Source organism: Pseudomonas sp. IT-P4 (genome assembly GCF_949767755.1).
In the GTDB taxonomy this organism is placed as follows: domain Bacteria; phylum Pseudomonadota; class Gammaproteobacteria; order Pseudomonadales; family Pseudomonadaceae; genus Aquipseudomonas; species Aquipseudomonas monachiensis.
In genome coordinates this window covers 333,243-355,603 of sequence record NZ_CATKPX010000056.1, presented here as the reverse complement: position 1 = coordinate 355,603, position 22,361 = coordinate 333,243, and the positions used below count along the sequence as shown (strand labels likewise).

The 22,361-nt window shown below is 59.0% G+C and carries 20 protein-coding genes; 9 read left to right on the top strand and 11 right to left on the bottom strand.

Annotated elements, in window-relative coordinates:
* Positions 1-251: 251 nt before the first annotated feature.
* From msrQ to mrcB, 9 genes are all read right to left on the bottom strand, one after another.
* Complete coding sequence (gene msrQ / locus ACM6IT_RS22980; protein ID WP_414914882.1) at positions 252-872, bottom strand: protein-methionine-sulfoxide reductase heme-binding subunit MsrQ; 621 nt, start codon at positions 870-872, stop codon at positions 252-254.
* The gene (msrP, locus tag ACM6IT_RS22975; RefSeq protein ID WP_414918745.1) at positions 872-1,885 is read right to left on the bottom strand and encodes a protein-methionine-sulfoxide reductase catalytic subunit MsrP; all 1,014 of its coding nucleotides are present in this window, start codon (positions 1,883-1,885) and stop codon (positions 872-874) included. Before msrP ends, msrQ begins: the two co-directional genes overlap by 1 nt.
* A 63-nt stretch (positions 1,886-1,948) precedes the next feature.
* Positions 1,949-2,806, bottom strand: coding sequence for a CDP-diacylglycerol--serine O-phosphatidyltransferase (gene pssA, locus ACM6IT_RS22970; RefSeq protein WP_056728609.1), 858 nt, complete (start codon positions 2,804-2,806; stop codon positions 1,949-1,951).
* Positions 2,807-2,950: 144 nt separating this feature from the next.
* Complete coding sequence (ilvC, locus tag ACM6IT_RS22965; RefSeq protein ID WP_003228216.1) at positions 2,951-3,967, bottom strand: ketol-acid reductoisomerase; 1,017 nt, start codon at positions 3,965-3,967, stop codon at positions 2,951-2,953.
* 45 nt (positions 3,968-4,012) lie between these two features.
* Positions 4,013-4,504, bottom strand: a complete 492-nt coding sequence (ilvN, locus tag ACM6IT_RS22960) for an acetolactate synthase small subunit (protein ID WP_003176102.1) — start codon at positions 4,502-4,504, stop codon at positions 4,013-4,015.
* Positions 4,505-4,506: 2 nt separating this feature from the next.
* Entirely contained in the window at positions 4,507-6,231 is a 1,725-nt protein-coding gene (locus ACM6IT_RS22955) for an acetolactate synthase 3 large subunit (RefSeq protein ID WP_008053903.1), read from the bottom strand.
* A gap of 483 nt (positions 6,232-6,714) precedes the next feature.
* Positions 6,715-7,050, bottom strand: coding sequence for a YqcC family protein (locus tag ACM6IT_RS22950; RefSeq protein WP_056728612.1), 336 nt, complete (start codon positions 7,048-7,050; stop codon positions 6,715-6,717).
* Positions 7,050-7,772 carry a hypothetical protein gene (locus ACM6IT_RS22945; RefSeq protein ID WP_414918744.1) on the bottom strand — a complete coding sequence of 241 codons (723 nt, stop codon included), beginning with the start codon at positions 7,770-7,772 and terminating at the stop codon, positions 7,050-7,052. Before ACM6IT_RS22945 ends, ACM6IT_RS22950 begins: the two co-directional genes overlap by 1 nt.
* 16 nt (positions 7,773-7,788) lie before the next feature.
* The gene (mrcB, locus tag ACM6IT_RS22940) at positions 7,789-10,107 is read right to left on the bottom strand and encodes a penicillin-binding protein 1B (RefSeq protein WP_056728615.1); all 2,319 of its coding nucleotides are present in this window, start codon (positions 10,105-10,107) and stop codon (positions 7,789-7,791) included.
* 116 nt (positions 10,108-10,223) lie between these two features.
* Here mrcB and ACM6IT_RS22935 point away from each other — a divergent pair, with 116 nt between their 5' ends.
* From ACM6IT_RS22935 to ACM6IT_RS22920, 4 genes are all read left to right on the top strand, one after another.
* Entirely contained in the window at positions 10,224-11,780 is a 1,557-nt protein-coding gene (locus tag ACM6IT_RS22935; protein WP_414918743.1) for an AAA family ATPase, read from the top strand.
* 91 nt (positions 11,781-11,871) lie between these two features.
* Positions 11,872-12,216, top strand: a complete 345-nt coding sequence (locus tag ACM6IT_RS22930; protein ID WP_056728618.1) for a pentapeptide repeat-containing protein — start codon at positions 11,872-11,874, stop codon at positions 12,214-12,216.
* 245 nt (positions 12,217-12,461) lie between these two features.
* Positions 12,462-12,734, top strand: coding sequence for a TfoX/Sxy family protein (locus ACM6IT_RS22925; RefSeq protein WP_008053897.1), 273 nt, complete (start codon positions 12,462-12,464; stop codon positions 12,732-12,734).
* A gap of 370 nt (positions 12,735-13,104) precedes the next feature.
* A complete protein-coding gene (locus ACM6IT_RS22920) occupies positions 13,105-13,422 on the top strand; it encodes a Rieske (2Fe-2S) protein (RefSeq protein ID WP_056728620.1) in 318 nt (105 codons plus the stop codon).
* On the opposite strand, the gene sfsA is transcribed toward ACM6IT_RS22920, so the two are convergent.
* On the bottom strand, positions 13,412-14,131 hold the full coding sequence (gene sfsA / locus ACM6IT_RS22915) for a DNA/RNA nuclease SfsA (RefSeq protein ID WP_414918742.1): 720 nt from the start codon (positions 14,129-14,131) through the stop codon (positions 13,412-13,414). The genes ACM6IT_RS22920 and sfsA overlap by 11 nt on opposite strands.
* A complete protein-coding gene (locus ACM6IT_RS22910) occupies positions 14,131-15,303 on the bottom strand; it encodes a pyridoxal phosphate-dependent aminotransferase (protein WP_056728623.1) in 1,173 nt (390 codons plus the stop codon). The genes sfsA and ACM6IT_RS22910 overlap by 1 nt, the downstream gene beginning before the upstream one ends.
* A 334-nt stretch (positions 15,304-15,637) precedes the next feature.
* Between ACM6IT_RS22910 and dksA the strand changes: the two genes are divergently transcribed.
* The 5 genes from dksA (at position 15,638) to ACM6IT_RS22885 (ending at position 21,700) form a co-directional block, all read left to right on the top strand.
* Positions 15,638-16,078 (top strand): RNA polymerase-binding protein DksA, encoded by a 441-nt coding sequence (dksA, locus tag ACM6IT_RS22905; RefSeq protein ID WP_008053890.1) that lies wholly within the window; start codon positions 15,638-15,640, stop codon positions 16,076-16,078.
* 77 nt (positions 16,079-16,155) lie between these two features.
* On the top strand, positions 16,156-17,046 hold the full coding sequence (gluQRS, locus tag ACM6IT_RS22900) for a tRNA glutamyl-Q(34) synthetase GluQRS (RefSeq protein ID WP_414918741.1): 891 nt from the start codon (positions 16,156-16,158) through the stop codon (positions 17,044-17,046).
* A gap of 77 nt (positions 17,047-17,123) precedes the next feature.
* The gene (locus tag ACM6IT_RS22895; RefSeq protein ID WP_003176118.1) at positions 17,124-17,300 is read left to right on the top strand and encodes a hypothetical protein; all 177 of its coding nucleotides are present in this window, start codon (positions 17,124-17,126) and stop codon (positions 17,298-17,300) included.
* On the top strand, positions 17,284-20,238 hold the full coding sequence (locus tag ACM6IT_RS22890; protein ID WP_162252433.1) for a sensor histidine kinase: 2,955 nt from the start codon (positions 17,284-17,286) through the stop codon (positions 20,236-20,238). Before ACM6IT_RS22895 ends, ACM6IT_RS22890 begins: the two co-directional genes overlap by 17 nt.
* Positions 20,239-20,260: 22 nt before the next feature.
* A complete protein-coding gene (locus ACM6IT_RS22885) occupies positions 20,261-21,700 on the top strand; it encodes a sigma-54-dependent transcriptional regulator (RefSeq protein ID WP_056728629.1) in 1,440 nt (479 codons plus the stop codon).
* Positions 21,701-22,361 lie beyond the last annotated feature (661 nt).

Here is a 22,361-nt window from a genome sequence, read left to right as displayed (position 1 = left end):
AAAGTTTCGCTTGGAAATCCTTAACAACTTCAACCACTTGCGCTTCAGATCTCTCGTCAGCGGGAGGCGAATTCTACAGCGTTACACGCTGCTGTCAACACCTCTTTCTCAACTTCCTTTCGGCTTCGATGAACTGAAGCAACCTGCTGTCGAAAACTGCGTAACTCTTTGTTTATCAAGGAGTTTTCCGTTTCGACTGCGCCGGAAGTGGGGCGAATTATAGGCCTCCAGAATCTGCCGTCAACCACTATTTACGCCTTTTTGGCAGAAGAGCCCTTTTTAGCCATTAGACGCGGGATTCGACGCGCCAAAGGCGGTAGCCGCAGCACTAACAGTAATGCACCTGTAGATGCATAGATCACCCACTCCTTCAGGTCGGCGCGCACAATCCAGAGCATATGCAGTAATCCAAGCCCGAGAATGACATACGCCAAGCGATGCAACTTCTTCCAGCGGGCACCCAATCGTCGCTGACTGTATCGATTGGAAGTCACCGCCAATGCCAGCAAACCAAGAAAACCCACCCCCCCTACAATAATGTAAGGCCGCTTGCGCAACTCGACACCCAGCTGCGACCAATCAAACCCAAGTATGAATGCGCAATAACTACTGAGGTGGAGCAGCACATAGGCAAAGCACCACAATCCCAACTGTCGTCGCACGACATTCCACCCTGCCCAACCCGTGAGTTTCTGCAAAGGCGTCAAACTCAAGATGACGAGCAGCAGAACAAGCGCCCCCAAACCCAGCCGGTCGACCAGCACCTTGCCCGGATCCGGCCCGAGAACATCCTCCAGGGCCTGGTACAACCACAGCAGCGGCCACACCAGCACCACGACAAAGACACCGACACGCCAAAACGGATAGCGCATCAGTAGTTCTTCCTCAGGTCGAGCCCCGTATATAGAGAGGCGACTTCCTCTGAATAGCCGTTGAACAATTGCGTGTCGCGCACATTGGGCTTGAACAAGCCACTAGGCAGGCGGCGCTCACGGGCCTGAGTCCAGCGAGGATGATCAACGGTGGGATTCACGTTCGCATAAAAGCCATATTCATCCGCCGCAATGCTCTGCCAGGTGGTTTTCGGCTGCTCGCCGACCAGACTGATGCGCACGATGGACTTGATACTTTTGAACCCGTACTTCCAGGGCACGACCAGACGCAACGGCGCGCCGTTCTGATTTGGCAATACACGCCCGTACATCCCCACAGCGAGAATCGCCAACGGATTCATGGCCTCATCCAGTCGCAGCCCCTCTATATAAGGCCAGTCGATCAAGGCAAAACCGGAGCGCTGGCCCGGCATGCTTTTGGGATCCTGCAGGGTTTCGAAGCGGATGAATCTGGCTTTCGCGGTCGGCTCTACCTCCTTGAGCAAAGCCGAGAGCGGGAAACCGATCCAGGGAATGACCATCGACCAGGCTTCCACGCAGCGCAGTCGGTAGATTCGCTCCTCCAGCTGATACGGCTTCATGAAGTCTTCGAGGGCATACCGCCCGGGCTTGCCCACCTCCCCATCCACCACCACAGACCACGGTTCAGTCTTCAGTGTGCCGGCATTCGCAGCCGGATCACCTTTATCAGTGCCGAACTCGTAGAAGTTGTTGTAGTGGGTCGCGTCCTTGAACGGCGTGATCGCCTCATCCTTGACGACAACTGCCCCCCACTTGACCGAGGAAAGTTTTTCGCTGAACCAGACAGGCGCCTTGCCTGGCTCGACATCCGCATAACGCGCCACATTGTCGGCAGCCGCCCACCGAGGAAGACCGCTCACGGCCAAACCGGTAACAGCAACACTCAATACATTGCGTCGAGAAAGATAGATGGATTCAGGCGTGACATCCGACTCATGGCAGTCGGATGCTTTAGTGACTTTGATCAGCATGGCTACTCCGCAGTATTGGAGAACAGATGCACCAACAGACTGCGGAGTATGGGGGAAATTACATCACTCGACGCTTTTACGCCGACGAAGATGTAACAGGTATTGAACCGGACCGGACGCGGCATAGGCGAGGAAGACCAGCAGCAGGATGCGCGGCGGATCACTGAAAACAACCGCGAACACCAACACTACTGCGAGGATCGCCACGAAAGGCACTCGCCCCTTCAGGTCCAGTTCCTTGAAGCTGTTGTACTTGATGTTGCTGACCATCAGCATGCCGGCCGCCGCCACCATCAGCGCAACCAGGAAAGACATCTTGGAACCCTGGATGCCGTAGTCGCTGAACGCCCAGACGATACCTGCAACCACACCTGCAGCGGCAGGACTGGCCAGACCGATGAAGTAGCGCTTGTCCGCGGTGCCGACCTGGGTGTTGAAGCGTGCGAGACGTAATGCCGCGCCCGCCACATAGATGAAGGCGACCATCCAGCCAACCTTGCCCATGTCACCCAAGGCCCAACCGAAAGCCAGCAATGCAGGGGCAACACCAAAGGCAACCATGTCCGACAACGAGTCGTACTCGGCACCGAAGGCACTCTGGGTATTGGTCATGCGAGCCACGCGCCCATCAAGACCATCGAGCACCATGGCGACAAAAATCGCGATGGCCGCGAACGCGAAATACTTGCTCGCATTGGCCGAGTCTCCAGCACTCAAGGCCGCCTGGGCACTCATCGAGTTGATGATGGAATAGAACCCTGCGAACAGGTTCGCAGTAGTGAACAGATTCGGCAGAAGATAGATACCACGATGCCGGACTTTACGACCTTCCGCGTCATGCCCTTCTTCGACATGCTCATCGATGGGCAGCAGGCTTTCGGCGTCAGAAGCCTGGTTTGGCTCTTCGGGGCGTTCGCTCATGGACATTACCTTGCAACGGGGTGGAAAGTTTGGACAGGTGTCTGGGACGACGGTTCGGCCGCAAACGATGCAGCTTTATACCAGAACCGGCCCCCCAAACGAAAAAACGCGGCCTAAGCCGCGTTTTTCGTACAAGTGCGTGACTTAGTTCTTGGCTTTGTCGACGATCTTGTTGGCACCGATCCACGGCATCATGGAGCGCAGTTGCTCGCCGATGATTTCGATACCGTGAGCGGCGTTGTTACGACGCTTGGCGGTCATCGAAGGATAGCCGGTAGCGCCTTCGCTGATGAACATCTTGGCGTATTCGCCGTCCTGAATACGTTTCAGGGCGTTGCGCATGGCCTGACGGGATTCGGCGTTGATGACTTCAGGGCCGGTCACGTACTCGCCGTATTCGGCATTGTTGGAGATCGAGTAGTTCATGTTGGCGATACCGCCTTCGTACATGAGGTCAACGATCAGCTTCAGTTCGTGCAGGCACTCGAAGTAGGCCATTTCCGGCGCGTAGCCAGCTTCAACCAGGGTTTCGAAACCGGCCTTGACCAGCTCAACGGTACCGCCGCACAGAACGGCTTGTTCGCCGAACAGGTCGGTTTCAGTCTCGTCCTTGAAGGTGGTTTCGATGATGCCGGTACGACCGCCGCCAACACCGGCAGCGTAGGACAGAGCGACGTTCTTGGCGTTGCCCGAGGCGTCCTGGTAGATAGCGATCAGGTCAGGGATACCGCCGCCTTTCACGAACTCGGAACGTACGGTGTGGCCTGGAGCCTTCGGCGCGATCATGATCACGTCGAGGTCAGCGCGCGGCACAACCTGGTTGTAATGGATCGCGAAGCCGTGGGAGAAGGCCAGGGTGGCGCCTTTCTTGATGTTCGGCTCGATTTCGTTCTTGTACAGGGAGGACTGGAATTCGTCCGGGGTCAGGATCATGACCAGGTCGGCAGCCGCAACAGCGGAAGCAACGTCGGTCACTTTCAGGCCGTGGGCTTCAGCCTTGGCAACGGTAGCCGAGCCTTTACGCAGACCGACAGTCACGTCAACGCCGGAGTCTTTCAGGTTGCACGCTTGAGCGTGGCCCTGGGAACCGTAACCGATGATGGCAACTTTCTTGCCCTGGATGATCGACAGGTCGCAGTCTTTATCGTAGAAAACTTTCATGAATTTCCCCTATATCAGGCCGTTCAGGCCGTTCGCTAATTTGGTTTAGATGCTGAGTACTTTGTCGCCGCGGGCAATGCCGGTCACGCCGCTACGGACGGTCTCCAGAATCGAGGCGGTGCCAATGGACTGAATGAAGCTGTCGAGCTTGTCGCTGGTACCGGTCAGTTGAACGGTATACACGCTGGCGCTGACATCGACGATCTGTCCACGGTAAATATCGGTAGTGCGCTTGATCTCGGCACGCTGGGCGCCGGTGGCCTTGACCTTGACCAGCATCAGTTCGCGCTCGATGTGAGCACTCTCCGACAGGTCGACCAGTTTTACCACTTCGATCAGCTTGTTCAGGTTCTTGGTGATCTGCTCGATGACTTCATCGTGACCAACCGTGGTGAGCGTAAGACGCGACAGTGTCGGGTCTTCGGTCGGGGCCACGGTCAGGCTTTCGATGTTGTAGTTGCGCTGCGAGAACAGGCCAACCACACGAGACAGAGCACCGGGTTCGTTTTCCAGAAGCAAGGAAATAATGTGCCGCATGATTAGGTACGCTCCGTCTTGCTCAGCCACATATCGCGCATGGAGCCGTCTTTGATCTGCATCGGGTAGACGTGCTCGCTGGTATCGACCGAAATATCGATCACCACCAGGCGATCTTTCATGGCGAACGCTTCTTCCATCTTCGACTTCAAATCTTTCGATTCAGTGATGCGCACGCCAACGTGGCCATAGGCTTCAGCCAGCTTGACGAAGTCAGGCAACGACTCCATGTAGGAGTGCGAGTGACGGCTGCCATAGCTCATGTCCTGCCACTGGCGAACCATACCCAGAACGCCGTTGTTCAGAATGACGATTTTTACCGGCAAACCGTATTGCAGACAGGTGGACAGTTCCTGGATGTTCATCTGGATACTGCCTTCGCCCGTTACACAGGCGACGTCGGCATCCGGGTAGCTCAACTGAATGCCCATGGCCGCCGGGAAACCGAAGCCCATGGTGCCCAGGCCACCGGAGTTGATCCAGCGGTTCGGCTTGTTGAACTTGTAGTACTGCGCAGCAAACATCTGGTGCTGGCCCACGTCGGAGGTCACAAAGGCGTCGCCATTGGTCACTTCGCACAGGGTTTCGATCACGGTCTGCGGCTTGATCTTGCTGCCGTCGCCCTTGTCATACGGGAACAGGCCGCGATCACCGCGCCACTCGTCAACCTGCTTCCACCAGCTGGCAACGGATTCCTTGTTCGGGGTCTCGCCGATTTCCTTGAGGATCGCGACCATTTCGGTCAGGACACTCTCAACCGGACCCACGATAGGCACGTCGGCCTTGATGGTCTTGGAGATCGAAGCCGGGTCGATGTCGATGTGAATGATCTTGGCGTTCGGGCAGAACTTCGACGCGCCGTTGATGACACGGTCGTCGAAACGTGCGCCGACAGCGAGGATCACGTCAGCATGGTGCATCGCCAGGTTGGCGGTGTAGCTGCCGTGCATGCCGAGCATGCCGATGAACTGACGGTCGGTGCCAGGGAAGCCACCGAGGCCCATCAGGGTATTGGTCACTGGCAGGTTGAGCATCTTCGCCAGTTCGGTCAGTGGTGCGGAACCACCGCCGAGGATCACGCCGCCGCCCGAATACAACACAGGACGCTTGGCCGCCAGGAGCATTTCTGCCGCCTTGCGGATTTGACCGGAGTGACCGCGAACAGCCGGGCTGTAGGAGCGCAACTTGGCTTTTTTCGGGAAGACGTATTCGAACTTCTCGGCCGGGTTGGTCATGTCTTTCGGAATATCGACGACGACCGGACCAGGACGACCGGATTGCGCCAGGTAGAACGCCTTCTTCATGACTTCCGGGATTTCCGACGCGTGCTTGATCATGAAGCTGTGCTTCACGATCGGCCGGGAGATACCGATCATGTCGGTTTCCTGGAACGCATCGGTACCCACCATGGTGCTAGGCACCTGGCCGGAAATGATCACCATCGGAATGGAGTCCATGTAGGCGGTGGCGATACCGGTGATGGCGTTTGTTGCGCCAGGACCGGAAGTCACCAGTACCACACCGGCTTTACCGGTGGCACGGGCGTAGCCGTCAGCCATATGGGTAGCCGCTTGCTCGTGACGAACCAGGATGTGGGTCACTTCCGGTTCTTTGAACAGGGCATCGTAGACATGAAGAAGAGCACCACCCGGGTACCCGTAGATATATTTGACGCCTTCGTCACGCAAGAAGCGGACGAGCATCTCACCGCCAGATAAAAGCTCCACGTTGCTCACCTCTAAAACGCCAGAATACCGCCCACGAAAAATGGAACGGGTCTTAATAGGTTTACTTCTCGGCAGAGCATGAGCGACGGTGGTCGCCGACTACGTCAGCACTGACTGAGCAAGTATTGGGATCGTCCCAAGTGTTGCGGGGCTTTCCCACCCAGCGCGAGGTAACGCGTTGCGGGTGTAACAGGTCGACGCGGATATGCGCCTCATGATCTGCTGAGAGGGTCTGCTTCTGGCAGTCCCTGTACAGCGGACTTTGGATTCTTCTGTTTCGTCCTTCGCAAGTCAAGTCGTCTATGTGCTTTATTCTACTAAGCGCATGAGAACGCAAGAAAAAACCCGTAAATCAGCCCTGTGTTAGCTTCGATTGCGCAACTTTTAGCAAAAAATTGGCACGCGAATGCACTTACCTTGCAACGGCCGACAAAATAGACAGATATTGTGAACAACTGCCAGCGGACGCTGGCAGCTTCTGGCTCAGCGGGACGCGGTAATCAGCTGATCGAATTCTTTGAGCAGCACCTGCAACTGCCGATCCCTACCCTGGACATTGCGCCCGGCAAAGACCATTTCAGCCATTTCCTGAATGCCCGAAGCGTTGGGTAGCGGCAAATCCTGCTCGAGGATCATCTTCATGCGTGGCAGGAAGATCCATTGCAGCCACTGCTCGAAATCCAGTGTGTCGACCGAAAACGGCTCGACACTGGAAAGCGCTTCGGCAGAGGGCGAGACCTCATCCCACCATCCTTGCACCCGCAACTCGCGCTCGATCAACAACAGTTGATCGGCGATTTTCAGAAAGCGCGCATCCATCACAGCGTTACCTTGGCCTTCTGACGAGCCAATGCCGCGCCCTGGGAGTCACCCTGCTTTTCGCGCGCCTGGCCAATCAGCTCCCACAAGTTGGCCTGAAGGGCTGGACGGCCATTGGCAAGGGTCAGCCCACGGCGAGCGAACTGCTCGGCCTGGGCGGCATCGCCCTGAGACATGCGCACCTGGGCTAGCCGGTAAAGCACCTGCGGCTCACGCGGTGCAACGCGCTGGGCGCGTTCGAGGCTGGAGGAGGCACCATTAAGATCACCGCTCGCCTGTTGCTGTTGAGCGGTGGTCAGCAAAGCCAATACCGGGCCGTCCAACTGCTCGTCGGCAGAAAGTCCGCCCGAACTGGCCGATGGAATCCCGCTTGGCGACGACGGCATGCTGTAGCTGCCCTGATTGATCGGCGCCGATTGGACCGGCGACGTGTCAATCGGCCCCGGCGTGATCGGCGTGGTGCTGATCGGCGTCGAAGTCGTTGCCGCGCCTGGCACCATCACCACTACGCCGCTGTCACCCTGCGCAATCGCCTGGGTCTGCGACTGCCCCTGCGCTGGGCGCTTGACGGTCGTCTGGCGGAAACCGCCATTGGCCGAGATCCGCTCACTGTTGGACACGGCGGTGCCGGAGTCCACAACCGGAATCGAGCCACGTTGTACGCTGGAACAACCGCTGAGCAAAGCTACGGCGGCAACCGCTGGAATCAACCACTTGTTCACTTGAAACCCTCTTTGCTTAATTCATCCAGCCTTTGACCCAGTCCATCACCGACTCTGCAGGGTTTTCACCACCGCAAGCGGCACCGGGAGGTGGTTCACTGCCGCGAATATACGGCATCTGCACGGCACCCGGGCAACCAGCATCAGAACCTTGCCCGGTTCGCGAGTCCACCCAGGCCTGAACGATATTATCCGGCTGCGGCATGTCCAGCGGCAACGGGTCGGCCTTGCGCATGAAACTGGTCCAGACCTGCAAGGCCCCTGTGGCGCCGGTGAATGGCGTCTTGCCGTTGTCGTCGCGACCCAGCCAGACCACCGCCAGCAAGTCCTGGCTGAAACCGGCAAACCAACTGTCCCGCGAGTCGTTACTGGTACCGGTCTTGCCCGCCAGGGTCAGGGTCCTTGGCAGCACGTTATAGACCGAGCTGCCGGTACCTTCACGCATCACCCGCTGCATGGCGCTCTGGATCAGGTAAATGGAGGCCGGATCGAAACGTTGCTGGATCTGGAATGGATAACGCTTGAGCGGCTCGCCCTCGGCAGTCAGCACGCTGCGAATCCCGCGCATCGGCGTATTGAAGCCGCCGTTGGCGAGGGTCTGGTACATGGTCGCCACTTCGATTGGCGTCATGCCGCCGGCCCCGAGCAACATCGACGGGAAGGCCGGGAATTCACGGGTCACACCCAGGCGCTCCACCGTTTTCAGGACGTTCGGCACACCCACCGCCAAACCGAGACGCGCGGTCGACAGGTTGTAGGAATGCGCCAGGCCTTGATAGAGGAACACTGTACCGTGAGAACGACGATCATAGTTCTGCGGCTTCCAGACCTGACCGTCCGCGCCTTTGACCGAAAAGGATTCGTCCGACAGCCAACTGGTCAGTGTGTACTGGCTTGGTTTCTCCAGTGCGGTCAGGTAAACCGCCGGCTTGATCAGCGAGCCGATCGGCCGTACCGCATCCAGCGCCCGGTTGAACCCGGCAAAACTGGCCTGGCGACTGCCGATCATGGCCTGCACCTCCCCCGTCTCCGGGTTGGTCACGACCATTGCCGCTTCGACGTCATCGGAACCCTTGCGCCCAGCCAGGCGCTTGAAGGTGTCGTTGACCGAAGCTTCAGCCTTCATCTGCAGGATCGGATCGAAGCTGGTGAAGATGCGCAGCCCTTCTTCGGTCAAGTCTTCGTCGCGATAGTCTTCGCGCAGCTGACGCTTGACCAGATCGAGGAAGCCGGGGAACGAACTGTCCGCCAGACTGCCGCGCTTGGTCACGCCCAAAGGCATTTTCTTCGCCGCCTCAACCTGCTCGGCAGTCGCGACGCCCTGCTCTTGCAGCACATCGAGCACCAGGTTGCGCCGCTCGAGGGCACGCTCCGGATAACGACGGGGGTTATAGGAAGAAGGCCCCTTGACCATGCCCACCAGCAGCGCGACTTGATGCAGCTTGAGCTCGGCCAGCGGCTGGCTGAAGAAGAACTGGCTGGCCAGGCCGAAACCATGCACCGCGCGCTGACCGTCCTGCCCGATAAACACTTCGTTGAGGTAAGCCTCGAGAATTTCGGGCTTGTCGTAATGCAGTTCAAGCAGCAGCGCCATCATCGCTTCGGTGAGTTTGCGGCTCAGGCTGCGCTCGTTGGTCAGGTAGAAGTTCTTGACCAACTGTTGCGTCAGGGTACTGCCGCCCTGACGCATGCGCCCGGACGAACCGTTGACCCAGATTGCACGGGCGATCGACTTCGGCGAAACACCAAAGTGATGATAAAAATCACGATCCTCGACCGCCACCAGCGTTTCAAGCAGGTACGGCGGCACCTGATCGATCTTGATCAGAATCCGGTCTTCGAGGTTTTTCGGGTACAGGCCACCGATCAACAGCGGCTCCAGGCGCACCACCGACAGCTTCGAGCCTTTTGCACCCGCCAACTCGGCCACGTAATCGCCGGAGAAACGCACCCGCACCGGTTGTGCTTGCTCCATGCCTTCATAGAACTGGAAGCCGCGGGTGTTCAGGTCAACGGTATTGCCATTGACCGACGCCGCCCCCGGACCATTGGCCACGCTTTCACGGCGATAACCCAGGGCATCGAGTTCGGTCAGGAAATCATCCCGGCTCAGCTTCTGTCCGACGAACAGTTCGAGCGGGCGCGCGTAAACCTTGGCCGGGATGGTCCAGCGCTTGCCGGAGAACTTCTCCTGGACGATTGCATCAAGGTAAACGGCGAATCCGGCCAGCACCACAAGGGCGACCAGACTGAGTTTAATGGCCCAGCCCAGCCACGGGCGCAGGCCCTTGGAGGGTGGTTTTTTTGGGGTGCGGGGAGTTCGAGTACGAGTCATGGCGGCGGATTATACGCACTTTATTCATCCTCAACAGGAGCGCTCCGAGGTTTGCGTCAGGCGGACTTGCAGCCATAATGACGGCCTTGAATTTCCCAGACTCTGAAGGATCGCCTGTGAGCCAGTCCCTGATCGCTGCCCTGCAAAACCCTGCCCTCTACCCGCATCCTGTAGAGGGATTCCAGGTCATCGAGACCCATATTTCCTGGGTACTGCTCACCGGCCCCTATGCCTATAAAGTGAAGAAGCCGGTCAATTTCGGTTTTCTTGACTTCACCAGCCTTGAGGCTCGCGAACACTTTTGCGCTGAAGAACTGCGCCTGAACCAGCGCCTGACCGACGATCTGTACCTCGAAGTGCTGCCCGTCACCGGCAGCGCCGAAGCTCCGCAACTGGGCGGCGAAGGCCCGGCCATCGAATACGTACTGAAGATGCGCCAGTTCCCGCAAACCGGCTTGCTCAGCACCCTGCAAGCCAATGGCGAACTGACCACCGCGCACATCGACGAGATGGCCGAGCAAATCGCCCGCTTCCACCTCAACGCACCGAAGGTGCCGGCCGGGCACGAAGCCGGCACCCCGGACAGTGTCATGGCGCCGGTGCGGCAGAACTTCGAACAGATCCGCCCGTTCCTCAGCGATAAAGCCGACCTGTTGCAACTCGACGCCCTGCAAGCCTGGGCAGAAAGCAGCTTCGAGCGCCTAAAGCCGCTGCTCGCCCAGCGCAAGGCCGAAGGTTTCATTCGTGAATGCCACGGTGATATCCACCTGGGTAACGCCACCGTGATCGACGGCAAGGTCGTGATCTTCGACTGCATCGAATTCAACGAACCGTTTCGCTTTACCGACGTTTACGCCGACACCGGCTTCCTGGCGATGGACCTGGAAGATCGCGGCTTGAAGTGCCTGGCGCGCCGCTTCATCAGCCAGTACCTGGAGCTGACCGGCGACTATCGCGGCCTCGAACTGCTGAACTTCTATAAAGCCTACCGCGCACTGGTTCGCGCCAAGGTTGCCCTGTTCAGCATGCCGGCCGACGCCACTGCGGTGCAGCGCGCCACCACCCTGCGCCAGTACCGCAACTACGCCAACCTGGCGGAAAGCTATAGCACCATTCCTTCGCGTTTCATGGCCATTACCCACGGTGTTTCCGCTGTCGGCAAGAGCCACGTCGCAATGCGCCTGGTCGAAGCCCTGGGTGCGATCCGCCTGCGTTCCGATGTCGAGCGCAAGCGCCTGTTCGGCGAGCAAACCGTCGAGAACGACGTACAGGCCGGCATCTATAGCGCCGACGCCAGTGCAGCGACCTATGCCCGCCTGCACGAAATCGCCGGCGTCATTCTGCGTGCGGGTTTCCCGGTGGTGGTCGATGCCACTTACCTCAAGCATGATCAGCGTGACAGTGCAGCGAAGGTTGCCGAAGCCACCGGCGCGCCCTTCCTGATCCTCGACTGCAATGCGCCACAGGCCGTGATCGAAAGCTGGCTGGCCATGCGCCAGGCAGACAAGAAAGACCCGTCCGATGCCACCCTGGCCGTTATCGCAGCCCAGCAAACCAGCCGTGAAGCGCTGACGCCTGCGGAAATCCTCTGCAGCAAGCGCGTCCAGACCAATGAAAGCGGGACGCTCGATACCGTTGTGGAACAGATTCGCCAGCGCCTGCCAGGCCTGTAAGAAACTATTTCGGTCGTGAAGTCCGCGCTGGCTTCACGACCTTCAAATGGTGGCACTATACTGGCGTCATAAAACCATCAGGTGATGCGACATGAGCCAGCCTAAACTTCTCGACACATCGCTATATGCCCTGCTGCACAAAGACGACATCAAAGGCTTCAACAGTGAACGCCCCAAGGATGGTCCCATCGACATGGCAGGTGGAGATTTCCGGGGGCTGGACCTGCGCGAGCTGAATGCCGACGGCGTGGATTTCAGCGACGCCTACTTCCGTTCCGCCGACTTGCGCGGCATCGATTTTCGCAAAGCGAACCTGGAAGGCGCGAGCCTGGCTCACGCGCAGATCTCCGGTACGTACTTTCCGGTCGAACTCAGTGCCGACGAAATCCTGATGTCGATGAACTTCGGCACGCGATTGCGTTATCGCACCCGATAATCACCGTCTCGCCGCCTTACACGTCCAGCGCCTGCGCTGCGCTGGACTGCTGGGATATTCGCCCCTAAATCCTTGCTCTCCCCCACTCTTCCTCCCGCGCGCATAGACTTTTCACGCCCTGCCAATACTCGTTTCTTAGAAGCATTTGCGTCGTAATCGAGCAAACAATCACGCTTTTCCTACTGATGGCTACACTCCTCAGAAGATTGCCCACGCTCTCCATTCGGCCATCGCAAGGAGGCTTGATGAATGATGAACTGCAACACCTGAAGAATCTTGGCAAGACGTCAGCGCAATGGCTGCATGCCGTGGGCATCCATAGCGCTTCGGACTTGCGTCGCCTCGGGGCGGTGGATGCTTATCGGGCCGTGCGCACGCGCGGTTTTCGGGCGTCCAAGGTGTTGTTGTACGCAATTGAAGGCGCACTGATGGACGTTCACTGGAATGACATTCCTGCCGAGCGCAAGGAAGCCCTGAACAAACAACTGGAAGCCATCTCTACACGCCACAAGAACTGATCTGATACATGCTTGCGAAGCTTTACAGCCTGAAACCCAATGATTACGAGGCCTGCAGACACAAATCCGGCGAATCGCAAAGAAATCGAAAAACAGCGGTTGACTTGGTAATGAGAATCGATATGATTATCACAACTGGTCGCGAGACTGGTCGATATTCTGAAAAGCCCTTGGTTCGGACTCTCGGATTATCTCCTCATCAGGCTAATCACGGTTATTTGACCCGGCTCTTGCCGGGTCTTTTTTTGCCTGTGGAAAAGTATTGGCAGGATGAAGGCACTTGCACCCGACGGACAGGGCAGCCATTTGATAGCATTCAACCTTCAAGCTCGGACATATCCAGTCACGAGCTGCGGGACCGAGGATAGACATGAAGTTGCTTTGCGCTGGCGCCGGGTTGGTCAATGACAGCAGCCGCGGGTTCGACATCGATGGCCAAAAGTTTTTTGCAGTGCGCCGCAGCGGACAGGTTTACGTCTATATCAATCGCTGCCCGCACCGGGGCGTTGCCCTGGAGTGGCATCCCGACCAGTTTCTCGACCCCAGCAACAGCCTGATCCAGTGCGCCACCCATGGCGCACTGTTCCTGATCGAAGACGGTGAATGCGTCGCCGGCCCTTGCGCGGGGCAAGCCTTGACCAGCGTGGCCTGCCGCGAGGACGAACAAGGTATCTGGATCAGCCTCTAGCACCCGGCAATACGTCCAGGCACCGGTCGACCAGCATTTCTTCGTGGCTCAACCGCACACCGTAGGCCAGCACCTCGACCCCACAGGCAATAGCCTCACGCAAGGCCTGCGCATAAGCCGGATCGATTTCCTGCGCCGGGCGCACAGCCTCGATGTCGGTCAGGCAAACACAGTACAACTGCACCGCGCGAATACCGTCCCTGGCCAAGTGGGCCAGCTCCCGCAGATGCTTGGCGCCACGCTGGGTAACCGCATCGGGAAACGCCGCCACCGCCGTACCGTCGAACCCCAGGGTCACGCTTTTGACTTCGACGTAGGCCGGCCCTTCGGGGTAATCGAGGCGGAAATCGATACGACTGTTTTCCTGACCATAAGCCACTTCGCGCTTGAGCCCGGTAAACCCGTTCAGCTCCGTGATGACGCCCGCTCGCAGCGCCTCTTCAATCAAACCGTTGGCGCGGGCGGTGTTCACGCAAAACAGCCGCCCTTGCGGGGTTTCGCCGATCTCCCAGGTGCCGGGCAACTTGCGTTTCGGATCGTTGGAGCGACTGAACCAGACCTGCCCGCCTTCGACCTGACAATTGAGCATCGAGCCTGTGTTCGGGCAGTGAATGGTCAGCAATTCGCCGCCAACGGTTTCGATATCGGCGAGAAAACGCTTGTAACGTCGGATCAGGCGCCCTTCTTCGAGGGGAGGATGAAAACGCATCAGCCTTGCCAGCTCCGCAATCCACGGGCAATGCGCTCGACCGCCTCCTGCAACCGCTCGAGATTTTGCGTGTAGGCGAACCGCACATGATGCCCGGCCTGATAACGCCCGAAATCCAGCCCCGGGGTGAATGCCACATGTTCGGTTTCCAGAAAATACTTACAAAACGCGAAGGCATCGCCGCCGAACTTGCTGATATCGGCATACAAGTAGAACGCCCCTTCCGGCTCCACGGCAATCCCGAAGCCCAATTCACGCAAGGCCGGCAGCAGGTAGTCCCGACGCCGGCCAAATTCGGCGCGACGCTCTTCGAGAATGCTGATGGTCGCCGGCTCGAAACAGGCCAGAGCAGCGTGCTGCGCCATGCTTGGTGCACTGATGTAGAGGTTCTGGGCAAGCTTTTCCAGCTCACCGACGGCCGCGTCGGGTGCCACCAGCCAGCCGAGCCGCCAACCGGTCATCCCGAAGTACTTCGAAAAGCTGTTCAGAACGAATGCACTGTCGTCGACTTCCAGCACGCTGGCCGCATCGGTGCCATAGGTCAGGCCATGATAAATCTCGTCGACCACCAGATGACCGTGGCGCTCCTTGATCGCGACAGACAGCTTCGCCAGCTCGTCGCGGGTCAGGATCGTGCCGGTCGGATTGGCTGGCGACGCCACCAGTGCGCCGACGCTGTCGTGGTCCCAATGACGCTCGATCAGGCCCGGCGTCAATTGATAACGCACATCCGGGCCGACCGGCACCAACTGTGCCGCGCCTTCGACCAATCGCAGGAAATGCCGGTTACACGGATAGCCCGGGTCCGCCAGCAGCCAGTGCTTGCCGGGGTCGACCAGCAAAGCGCTGGCCAGCAGCAGCGCGCCGGAGCCACCCGGCGTGATGAGGATGCGCCGTGGGTCGATGTTCAAGCCATAACGTTGCTGATAAAAGCCCGAAATGGCCTCACGCAGCTCGGGAATGCCACGCGCGGCGGTGTAACGGGTCTTCCCCGCTGTCAGCGCAGCCTGGCCGGCCTGGATGATCGGTTCGGCGGTGGTGAAGTCCGGCTCGCCGATTTCCAGGTGGATCACATCGTGGCCGGCCGCCTGCAATTCATTGGCCCGCGCCAACAGCGCCATGACATGGAAAGGTTCGATCGCGCGACTGCGGGCACTGTAGGGCTGAGCCATTGGCCTTCCTTCAACGGAATAAAAAACCGATTCTACCCAAGCGCAGGAACGAGCGAGAACCTAAAGCGGTCAGAGGCCTTGTAACTCCGATCACGAATGACTCAAGCGCGCGCGCAAGGTTTGGCTAAAATCAATAATTGAGCAGGGTTCCAGAGCCACCAGACAACGGTTTGTCGTCATTCGCAAGCACCATGTGCCGCGAGCTCGACATCCGGGAGTAGCGCGGCCCGAATTGATCTGGTAAGTTCGCCCGCTTGCAGCCGCAGGGCCGGCAGGTGTCGGTGATGGAGCAATCCTGCGCAGATGGATTACAAGAGTAGAGGCGGTCTATTTCATGTCCACCCAAGCAAAGCAGCAAAACCAGACGATCAGCGGCTTCGAGCCCTATGTTCAGAAAACCGGCGAAGAGTACATGGGCGAGCCCATGCGCAAGCACTTCACCAAGGTCCTGAATCAGTGGAAAAAAGAGCTGATGGAAGGTGTCGACAAGACCGTGGACCACATGAAGGACGAAGCGGCCAACTTTCCTGATCCGGCAGACCGTGCCAGCCAGGAAGAGGAATTCGCCCTCGAACTGCGTGCCCGCGACCGTGAACGCAAGTTGATCAAGAAGATCGACAAGACACTCCAGTTGATCGAAGACGAAGAGTACGGCTGGTGCGAATCCTGCGGCATCGAGATTGGCGTCAAGCGCCTCGAAGCGCGCCCTACCGCCGACCTGTGCATCGACTGCAAGACCCTGGCGGAAATCAAGGAAAAGCAAGTCGGCAAATAATTGCGACTTGAACGAAGAACGGAGCGTGCGAACGCTCCGTTTTTGTTTCTGATGTTTTTTTGGCTTTAAATGCATTCATGACCGCCAACACCTCCTACATCGGGCGCTTCGCCCCCACCCCTAGCGGCCATCTGCACTTCGGCTCGCTGGTCGCCGCACTGGCCTCTTACCTCGACGCACGCTCGGTGGGCGGACGCTGGCTGATGCGCATGGAAGACCTTGATCCACCCCGCGAGGAACCCGGCGCCCAGGCCGCCATTCTCAAGGCACTGGAAAGCTATGGCTTCGAGTGGGATGGCGACCTGGTGCGCCAAAGCGAGCGGCACGATGCCTACGCCGAGGTGCTCAATCGCCTGTTCAATCAAGGTTTGGCGTACGCCTGCACCTGCTCGCGCAAACAACTGGAGCCGTATCACGGGATTTATCCGGGGCTGTGCCGCAATGCCGGCCATGGCACTGACGATGCGGCCATCCGCCTGCGCGTACCGGAGCTGGAATACCATTTCATCGACCGGGTGCAGGGCCAATACCGACAGCATCTGGGGCGGGAAGTCGGCGATTTCGTGATCCGCCGCCGCGACGGGCTCTACGCTTATCAATTGGCCGTGGTCCTGGACGATGCCTGGCAAGGCATCACCGATATCGTTCGCGGTGCCGACCTGCTGGACTCCACTCCCCGCCAGCTCTATCTGCAAGAACTGCTCGGCCTGCCTCAACCGCGTTACCTGCACATCCCGCTGATTACCCAGCCGGATGGCAACAAACTCGGCAAGTCCTACCGTTCGCCGCCCTTGACCGAGGATCAGGCAACGCCCCTGCTGCTGCGCGCGCTTCGGGCGCTGGGACAGAACCCGGGAACCGAACTGACGTACGCCACCCCACGGGAAGTGCTGAATTGGGGCATTGCCCACTGGGATGCCTCGCTGATCCCGCGCACACTGAGCCTGCCCGAGGCACAGCTACTGTGATCGTACTTGCAGTGGCGCGCCCATCCGTTACCATCGCCGCACGTTTACGGGCACACGCATAAGAAAGAGAGGCCGGGATGTACATCTATCGCTTGGTCCTGCTTTTGGTAGTGGGGATTTACCTGTTTTCCCCGGCCATCATGGATTGGTGGATCGACGCCACTGGCGCCTGGTATCGCCCTTATCTGCTCTGGCTGATCCTGATCGTCGTGACCTTCATCCTGCAGAGCCAAAAAGATGCCGATGAGCTTTAGCCTGACCCAGATGATCCTGATCAGCGCCGCGTACCTGGCGGTGCTGTTCGGTGTGGCCTGGATCAGCGAACGGGGCATGATTCCCCGGGCGATCATTCGCCACCCGCTGACTTACACCCTGTCGCTGGGCGTCTACGCCAGCGCCTGGGCGTTTTACGGCACCGTGGGCCTGGCCTATCAGTACGGCTACGGCTTTTTGTCCAGCTACCTGGGCGTTTCCGGGGCATTCCTGCTGGCGCCGGTGCTGCTCTACCCGATCCTGAAGATCACCCGCACCTATCAGCTGTCGTCGCTGGCAGACCTGTTTGCCTTCCGCTTCCGCAGTACCTGGGCCGGTGCGCTGACTACGATTTTCATGCTGGTCGGCGTATTGCCGCTACTGGCCTTGCAGATTCAGGCGGTCGCCGACTCCATCAGTATCCTCACCCGAGAGCCGGTACAGCATCGCGTGGCCCTGAGTTTCTGCGCACTGATTACGCTGTTCACGATTTTCTTCGGCTCCCGCCACATCGCCACCCGCGAAAAGCATGAAGGCCTGGTGTTCGCGATTGCCTTCGAGTCGGTGATCAAGCTGATCGCCCTCGGCGGTGTCGGGCTGTATGCGCTTTACGGCGTGTTCGACGGCCCACAACAGCTTGAACTGTGGCTGCTGCAAAACCAGACCGCGCTCGCTGCCCTGCACACCCCTTTGCAGGAAGGCCCGTGGCGTACGCTGTTGCTGGTGTTCTTCGCCTCGGCGATTGTGATGCCGCACATGTATCACATGACCTTTACCGAGAACCTCAACCCGCGTTCGCTGGTCAGTGCGAGCTGGGGCCTGCCGCTGTTCCTGTTGCTGATGAGCCTGGCGGTACCGCTGATTCTCTGGGCCGGCCTGAAGCTCGGCGCCACCACCAACCCGGAATACTTCACCCTGGGCATCGGCATAGCCGCCAACAGCAAGGCCTTGGCGTTGCTGGCCTATGTCGGCGGACTGTCCGCCGCCAGTGGCCTGATCATCGTCACCACGCTGGCGCTGTCCGGGATGGCCTTGAACCACCTGGTGCTGCCGCTGTATCAACCACCGGCCGAAGGCAACATTTACCGCTGGCTGAAGTGGACCCGCCGGGCGCTGATTGTCGCGATCATCATGGCCGGCTACGGCTTCTACCTGATGCTCGGTGCCGAACAGGACCTGGCCAACCTCGGCATTGTCGCTTTCGTCGCCACGTTGCAGTTCCTGCCGGGCGTGCTCTCGGTCCTGTATTGGCCGACCGCCAACCGTCGCGGCTTCATCGCCGGCTTGCTGGCGGGGATCCTGGTGTGGCTGGTGACCATGCTGTTGCCGCTGGTCGGCAACCTGCAAGGCTTCTACATTCCTCTGCTGAACATGATCTACGTGCTGGACGACACCAGCTGGCACATGGCGGCGATTGCCTCGCTGGCGGCCAACGTGCTGATGTTCACCCTGATCTCGTTGTTCACCAATGCCAGCACCGAAGAGGCAAGCGCTGCCGAAGCCTGCGCCGTGGATAACGTTCGCCGCCCGCAACGCCGGGAACTGCACGCCGCCTCGCCCCAGGAATTCGCTACGCAACTGGCCAAGCCACTGGGTGCAAAGGCGGCGCAGAAAGAGGTGGAACAGGCACTGCGCGACCTCTATCTGCCTTTCGACGAACGCCGCCCCTATGCCCTGCGCCGCCTGCGTGACCGCATCGAGGCCAACCTCTCCGGCCTGATGGGCCCGAGCGTGGCCCAGGACATGGTCGAGACGTTCCTGCCATACAAGGCCGGCGGCGAAAACTACGTCACCGAAGACATTCACTTCATCGAAAGCCGCCTCGAGGATTACCACTCGCGCCTGACCGGCCTGGCCGCCGAACTCGATGCCCTGCGCCGCTACCACCGCCAGACCCTGCAGGAATTGCCGATGGGCGTTTGCTCGCTGGCCAAGGATCAGGAGATCCTCATGTGGAACAAGGCCATGGAGGAACTGACCGGCATCGCCGCGCAGCGCGTGGTCGGTTCGCGCCTGAGTACCATTGCCGACCCATGGAAAGACCTGCTGCAAGGTTTCATCAATCTGCCGGACGAGCACTTGCACAAACAACACCTGGCACTCGACGGCCAGACACGCTGGCTGAACCTGCACAAAGCGGCGATCGACGAACCCCTCGCGCCGGGCAACAGTGGCCTGGTATTACTGGTGGAAGACCTGACCGAAACCCAGATGCTCGAAGACAAACTGGTGCACTCCGAGCGCCTGGCCAGCATCGGTCGACTGGCGGCCGGCGTGGCCCATGAAATCGGCAACCCGATTACCGGTATCGCGTGCCTGGCGCAGAACCTGCGCGAAGAACGTGAAGAAGACGGCGAGCTGAAGGAAATCAGCGGCCAGATCCTCGAGCAGACCAAACGCGTGTCGCGCATCGTCCAGTCGCTGATGAGCTTTGCCCATGCCGGCAGCCATCAACACAGCGACGAGCCCGTCTGTCTGGCCGAAGTGGCTCAGGATGCCATCGGCCTGCTGGCCCTGAACCGACGCAATTTCGAAGTGCAGTTCTACAACCTGTGCGACCCCGATCACTGGGTCGAAGGCGACCCGCAACGGTTGGCCCAGGTACTGATCAACCTACTGTCAAACGCCCGTGACGCCTCGCCTCCCGGCAGCGCGGTACGGGTCAAGAGCGAAGCCGGCGAACACACGGTCGACCTGATCGTGGAAGACGAAGGCAGCGGTATTCCGTCGAGCATCATGGACCGATTGTTCGAACCTTTCTTCACCACCAAGGACCCTGGCGAAGGCACCGGTCTGGGCCTTGCACTGGTCTATTCCATCGTTGAAGAGCATTATGGACAAATCACCATCGACAGCCCGGCTGATGTTCAAAGCCAACGCGGTACCCGAATCAGGGTTACCTTGCCGCGTCATGTCGAAGCGACGTCCGCTGTGAACTGAGACCGTCGAGAGTATCGAATCAATGCCGCACATTTTGATCGTCGAAGACGAAACCATCATCCGCTCCGCCTTGCGCCGCCTGCTGGAACGTAACCAGTACCAGGTCAGCGAAGCCGGATCAGTGCAGGAAGCACAAGAACGCTTCACCATTCCCTCGTTCGACCTGATCATCAGTGACCTGCGCCTGCCGGGCGCGCCTGGCACGGAGTTGATCAAGCTCGCCCAGGGCACGCCGGTGCTGATCATGACCAGCTATGCCAGCCTGCGCTCGGCGGTCGACTCGATGAAAATGGGCGCGGTGGACTACATTGCCAAGCCATTCGACCATGACGAAATGCTACAAGCGGCCGCACGAATCCTGCGTGACCGACAAACGGTACAAGCCGGTGGTGAAGCCGTTGCCGGCAAAGTCACCAACGGTGCGGCGAAATCCGGTACCGACAACAGCAACGGTGAAATCGGCATTATCGGCTCGTGCCCACCGATGCAGGACCTGTACGGCAAGATCCGCAAAGTGGCACCGACCGACTCCAACGTTCTGATCCAGGGCGAATCGGGTACCGGTAAAGAACTGGTGGCACGCGCCCTGCACAATCTGTCCAAACGCGCCAAGGCGCCGATGATTTCGGTGAACTGCGCGGCCATTCCGGAAAGCCTGATCGAGTCCGAACTGTTCGGCCACGAAAAAGGCGCATTCACCGGCGCCAGCGCCGGGCGCGCCGGCCTGGTGGAAGCGGCGGACGGCGGCACCTTGTTCCTCGACGAAATCGGCGAACTGCCACTGGAAGCCCAGGCTCGCCTGTTGCGTGTGTTGCAAGAAGGCGAAATTCGTCGCGTGGGCTCGGTGCAGTCGCAAAAAGTCGATGTGCGCCTGATCGCGGCGACTCACCGCGACCTCAAGAGCCTGGCGAAAATCGGCCAGTTCCGTGAAGACTTGTATTACCGCCTCCACGTTATCGCGCTGAAGCTGCCAGCCCTGCGCGAACGCGGTGCGGACGTCAACGAAATCGCCAATGCGTTTCTGGCGCGGCAAAGTGCGCGCGTCAACCGCACCGACCTCAAATTCGCCGCGGATGCCGAGCAAGCCATTCGTCACTACGCTTGGCCGGGCAACGTTCGCGAACTGGAAAACGCCGTCGAGCGCGCCGTCATCCTGTGCGAAAGCCCGGAAATTTCCGCCGAGCTGTTGGGCATCGACATCGAACTGGGCGACCTGGAAGACGACGAGTTCATTGGCCTGGCGCCCCAACAGGGCAACGGCAACACCAGTAACAGCAACCACGAACCGACCGAAGACCTCTCCCTGGAAGACTACTTCCAGCATTTCGTCCTCGAACATCAGGACCACATGACCGAAACCGAGCTGGCCCGCAAGCTCGGGGTCAGCCGCAAATGCCTATGGGAGCGCCGTCAGCGCCTGGGCATCCCGCGCCGCAAGACCGGGGTGGCCAGCGAAAGCTGAATCGCACCTGTCGTATGTGCGGGTAACACGTGACTTTGTGAAAAAACTGTTACCTCAGCTTTTTCACGTAACAGAAGCCGGGGCTTACGGTAACGAAGCCCCGGCTTTTTTTGGCCCTCGAAATGCCTGCCAACCGGCCTAACCCCTTGTTTTATTGGGTTTCGCAAAAGTTGGCACGCACCCTGCTATATGTTTGGTACAAGAACAATAACAAGCAATGCACAAGACAATAAAAATAAGACGAATCGACTCACGCACAATAAAAACAAGACGGCGAGAGGCGCAGCTAACTGATTCTTTTGGAGAGGCGTTGTATTTGGGGCTTGCCCCACGACCAGGCCGAGAACAACAAAAACTGTCCTAAGACAGAGCCTGTACTGGTTGGATCGAAAGATCACTGCAATTCAGCGACCAAAGCAATCCGTTTGCTCTTGGCTCCCGATTGGGAGGGTCATGAAGGAAAGCTTCATGGCGAGGGCACTCAACAAAAACAAGAAGCCCGAAACCAAAAATAAAAATAGAGCATGCAACTACTTCTTGGGGAGCTTCGGCTCCCCTTGTGGTTTGCGCGATTCGCAAATCCCCGTAAATCGGCTCGTTCCGGCCTTTAAGCCTGCGGCCTACAGCTCATATCTGCTGTGTCCTACACCATCCCCCGACT

What these genes read in the sequence shown, in the direction of transcription:
- ilvN (WP_003176102.1), bottom strand. Translation starts at nt 4,504, where the DNA reads ATGCGGCACATTATTTCCTTGCTTCTGGAAAACGAACCCGGTGCTCTG.
- ACM6IT_RS22930 (WP_056728618.1), top strand. Translation starts at nt 11,872, where the DNA reads ATGAGCCAGCCTAAACTTCTCGACACATCGCTATATGCCCTGCTGCAC.
- ACM6IT_RS22910 (WP_056728623.1), bottom strand. Translation starts at nt 15,303, where the DNA reads ATGGCTCAGCCCTACAGTGCCCGCAGTCGCGCGATCGAACCTTTCCAT.
- mrcB (WP_056728615.1), bottom strand. Translation starts at nt 10,107, where the DNA reads ATGACTCGTACTCGAACTCCCCGCACCCCAAAAAAACCACCCTCCAAG.
- ACM6IT_RS22885 (WP_056728629.1), top strand. Translation starts at nt 20,261, where the DNA reads ATGCCGCACATTTTGATCGTCGAAGACGAAACCATCATCCGCTCCGCC.
- ACM6IT_RS22920 (WP_056728620.1), top strand. Translation starts at nt 13,105, where the DNA reads ATGAAGTTGCTTTGCGCTGGCGCCGGGTTGGTCAATGACAGCAGCCGC.
- msrP (WP_414918745.1), bottom strand. Translation starts at nt 1,885, where the DNA reads ATGCTGATCAAAGTCACTAAAGCATCCGACTGCCATGAGTCGGATGTC.
- ilvC (WP_003228216.1), bottom strand. Translation starts at nt 3,967, where the DNA reads ATGAAAGTTTTCTACGATAAAGACTGCGACCTGTCGATCATCCAGGGC.
- ACM6IT_RS22890 (WP_162252433.1), top strand. Translation starts at nt 17,284, where the DNA reads ATGCCGATGAGCTTTAGCCTGACCCAGATGATCCTGATCAGCGCCGCG.
- gluQRS (WP_414918741.1), top strand. Translation starts at nt 16,156, where the DNA reads ATGACCGCCAACACCTCCTACATCGGGCGCTTCGCCCCCACCCCTAGC.
- sfsA (WP_414918742.1), bottom strand. Translation starts at nt 14,131, where the DNA reads ATGCGTTTTCATCCTCCCCTCGAAGAAGGGCGCCTGATCCGACGTTAC.
- ACM6IT_RS22950 (WP_056728612.1), bottom strand. Translation starts at nt 7,050, where the DNA reads ATGGATGCGCGCTTTCTGAAAATCGCCGATCAACTGTTGTTGATCGAG.
- msrQ (WP_414914882.1), bottom strand. Translation starts at nt 872, where the DNA reads ATGCGCTATCCGTTTTGGCGTGTCGGTGTCTTTGTCGTGGTGCTGGTG.
- ACM6IT_RS22895 (WP_003176118.1), top strand. Translation starts at nt 17,124, where the DNA reads ATGTACATCTATCGCTTGGTCCTGCTTTTGGTAGTGGGGATTTACCTG.
- ACM6IT_RS22925 (WP_008053897.1), top strand. Translation starts at nt 12,462, where the DNA reads ATGAATGATGAACTGCAACACCTGAAGAATCTTGGCAAGACGTCAGCG.
- pssA (WP_056728609.1), bottom strand. Translation starts at nt 2,806, where the DNA reads ATGAGCGAACGCCCCGAAGAGCCAAACCAGGCTTCTGACGCCGAAAGC.
- dksA (WP_008053890.1), top strand. Translation starts at nt 15,638, where the DNA reads ATGTCCACCCAAGCAAAGCAGCAAAACCAGACGATCAGCGGCTTCGAG.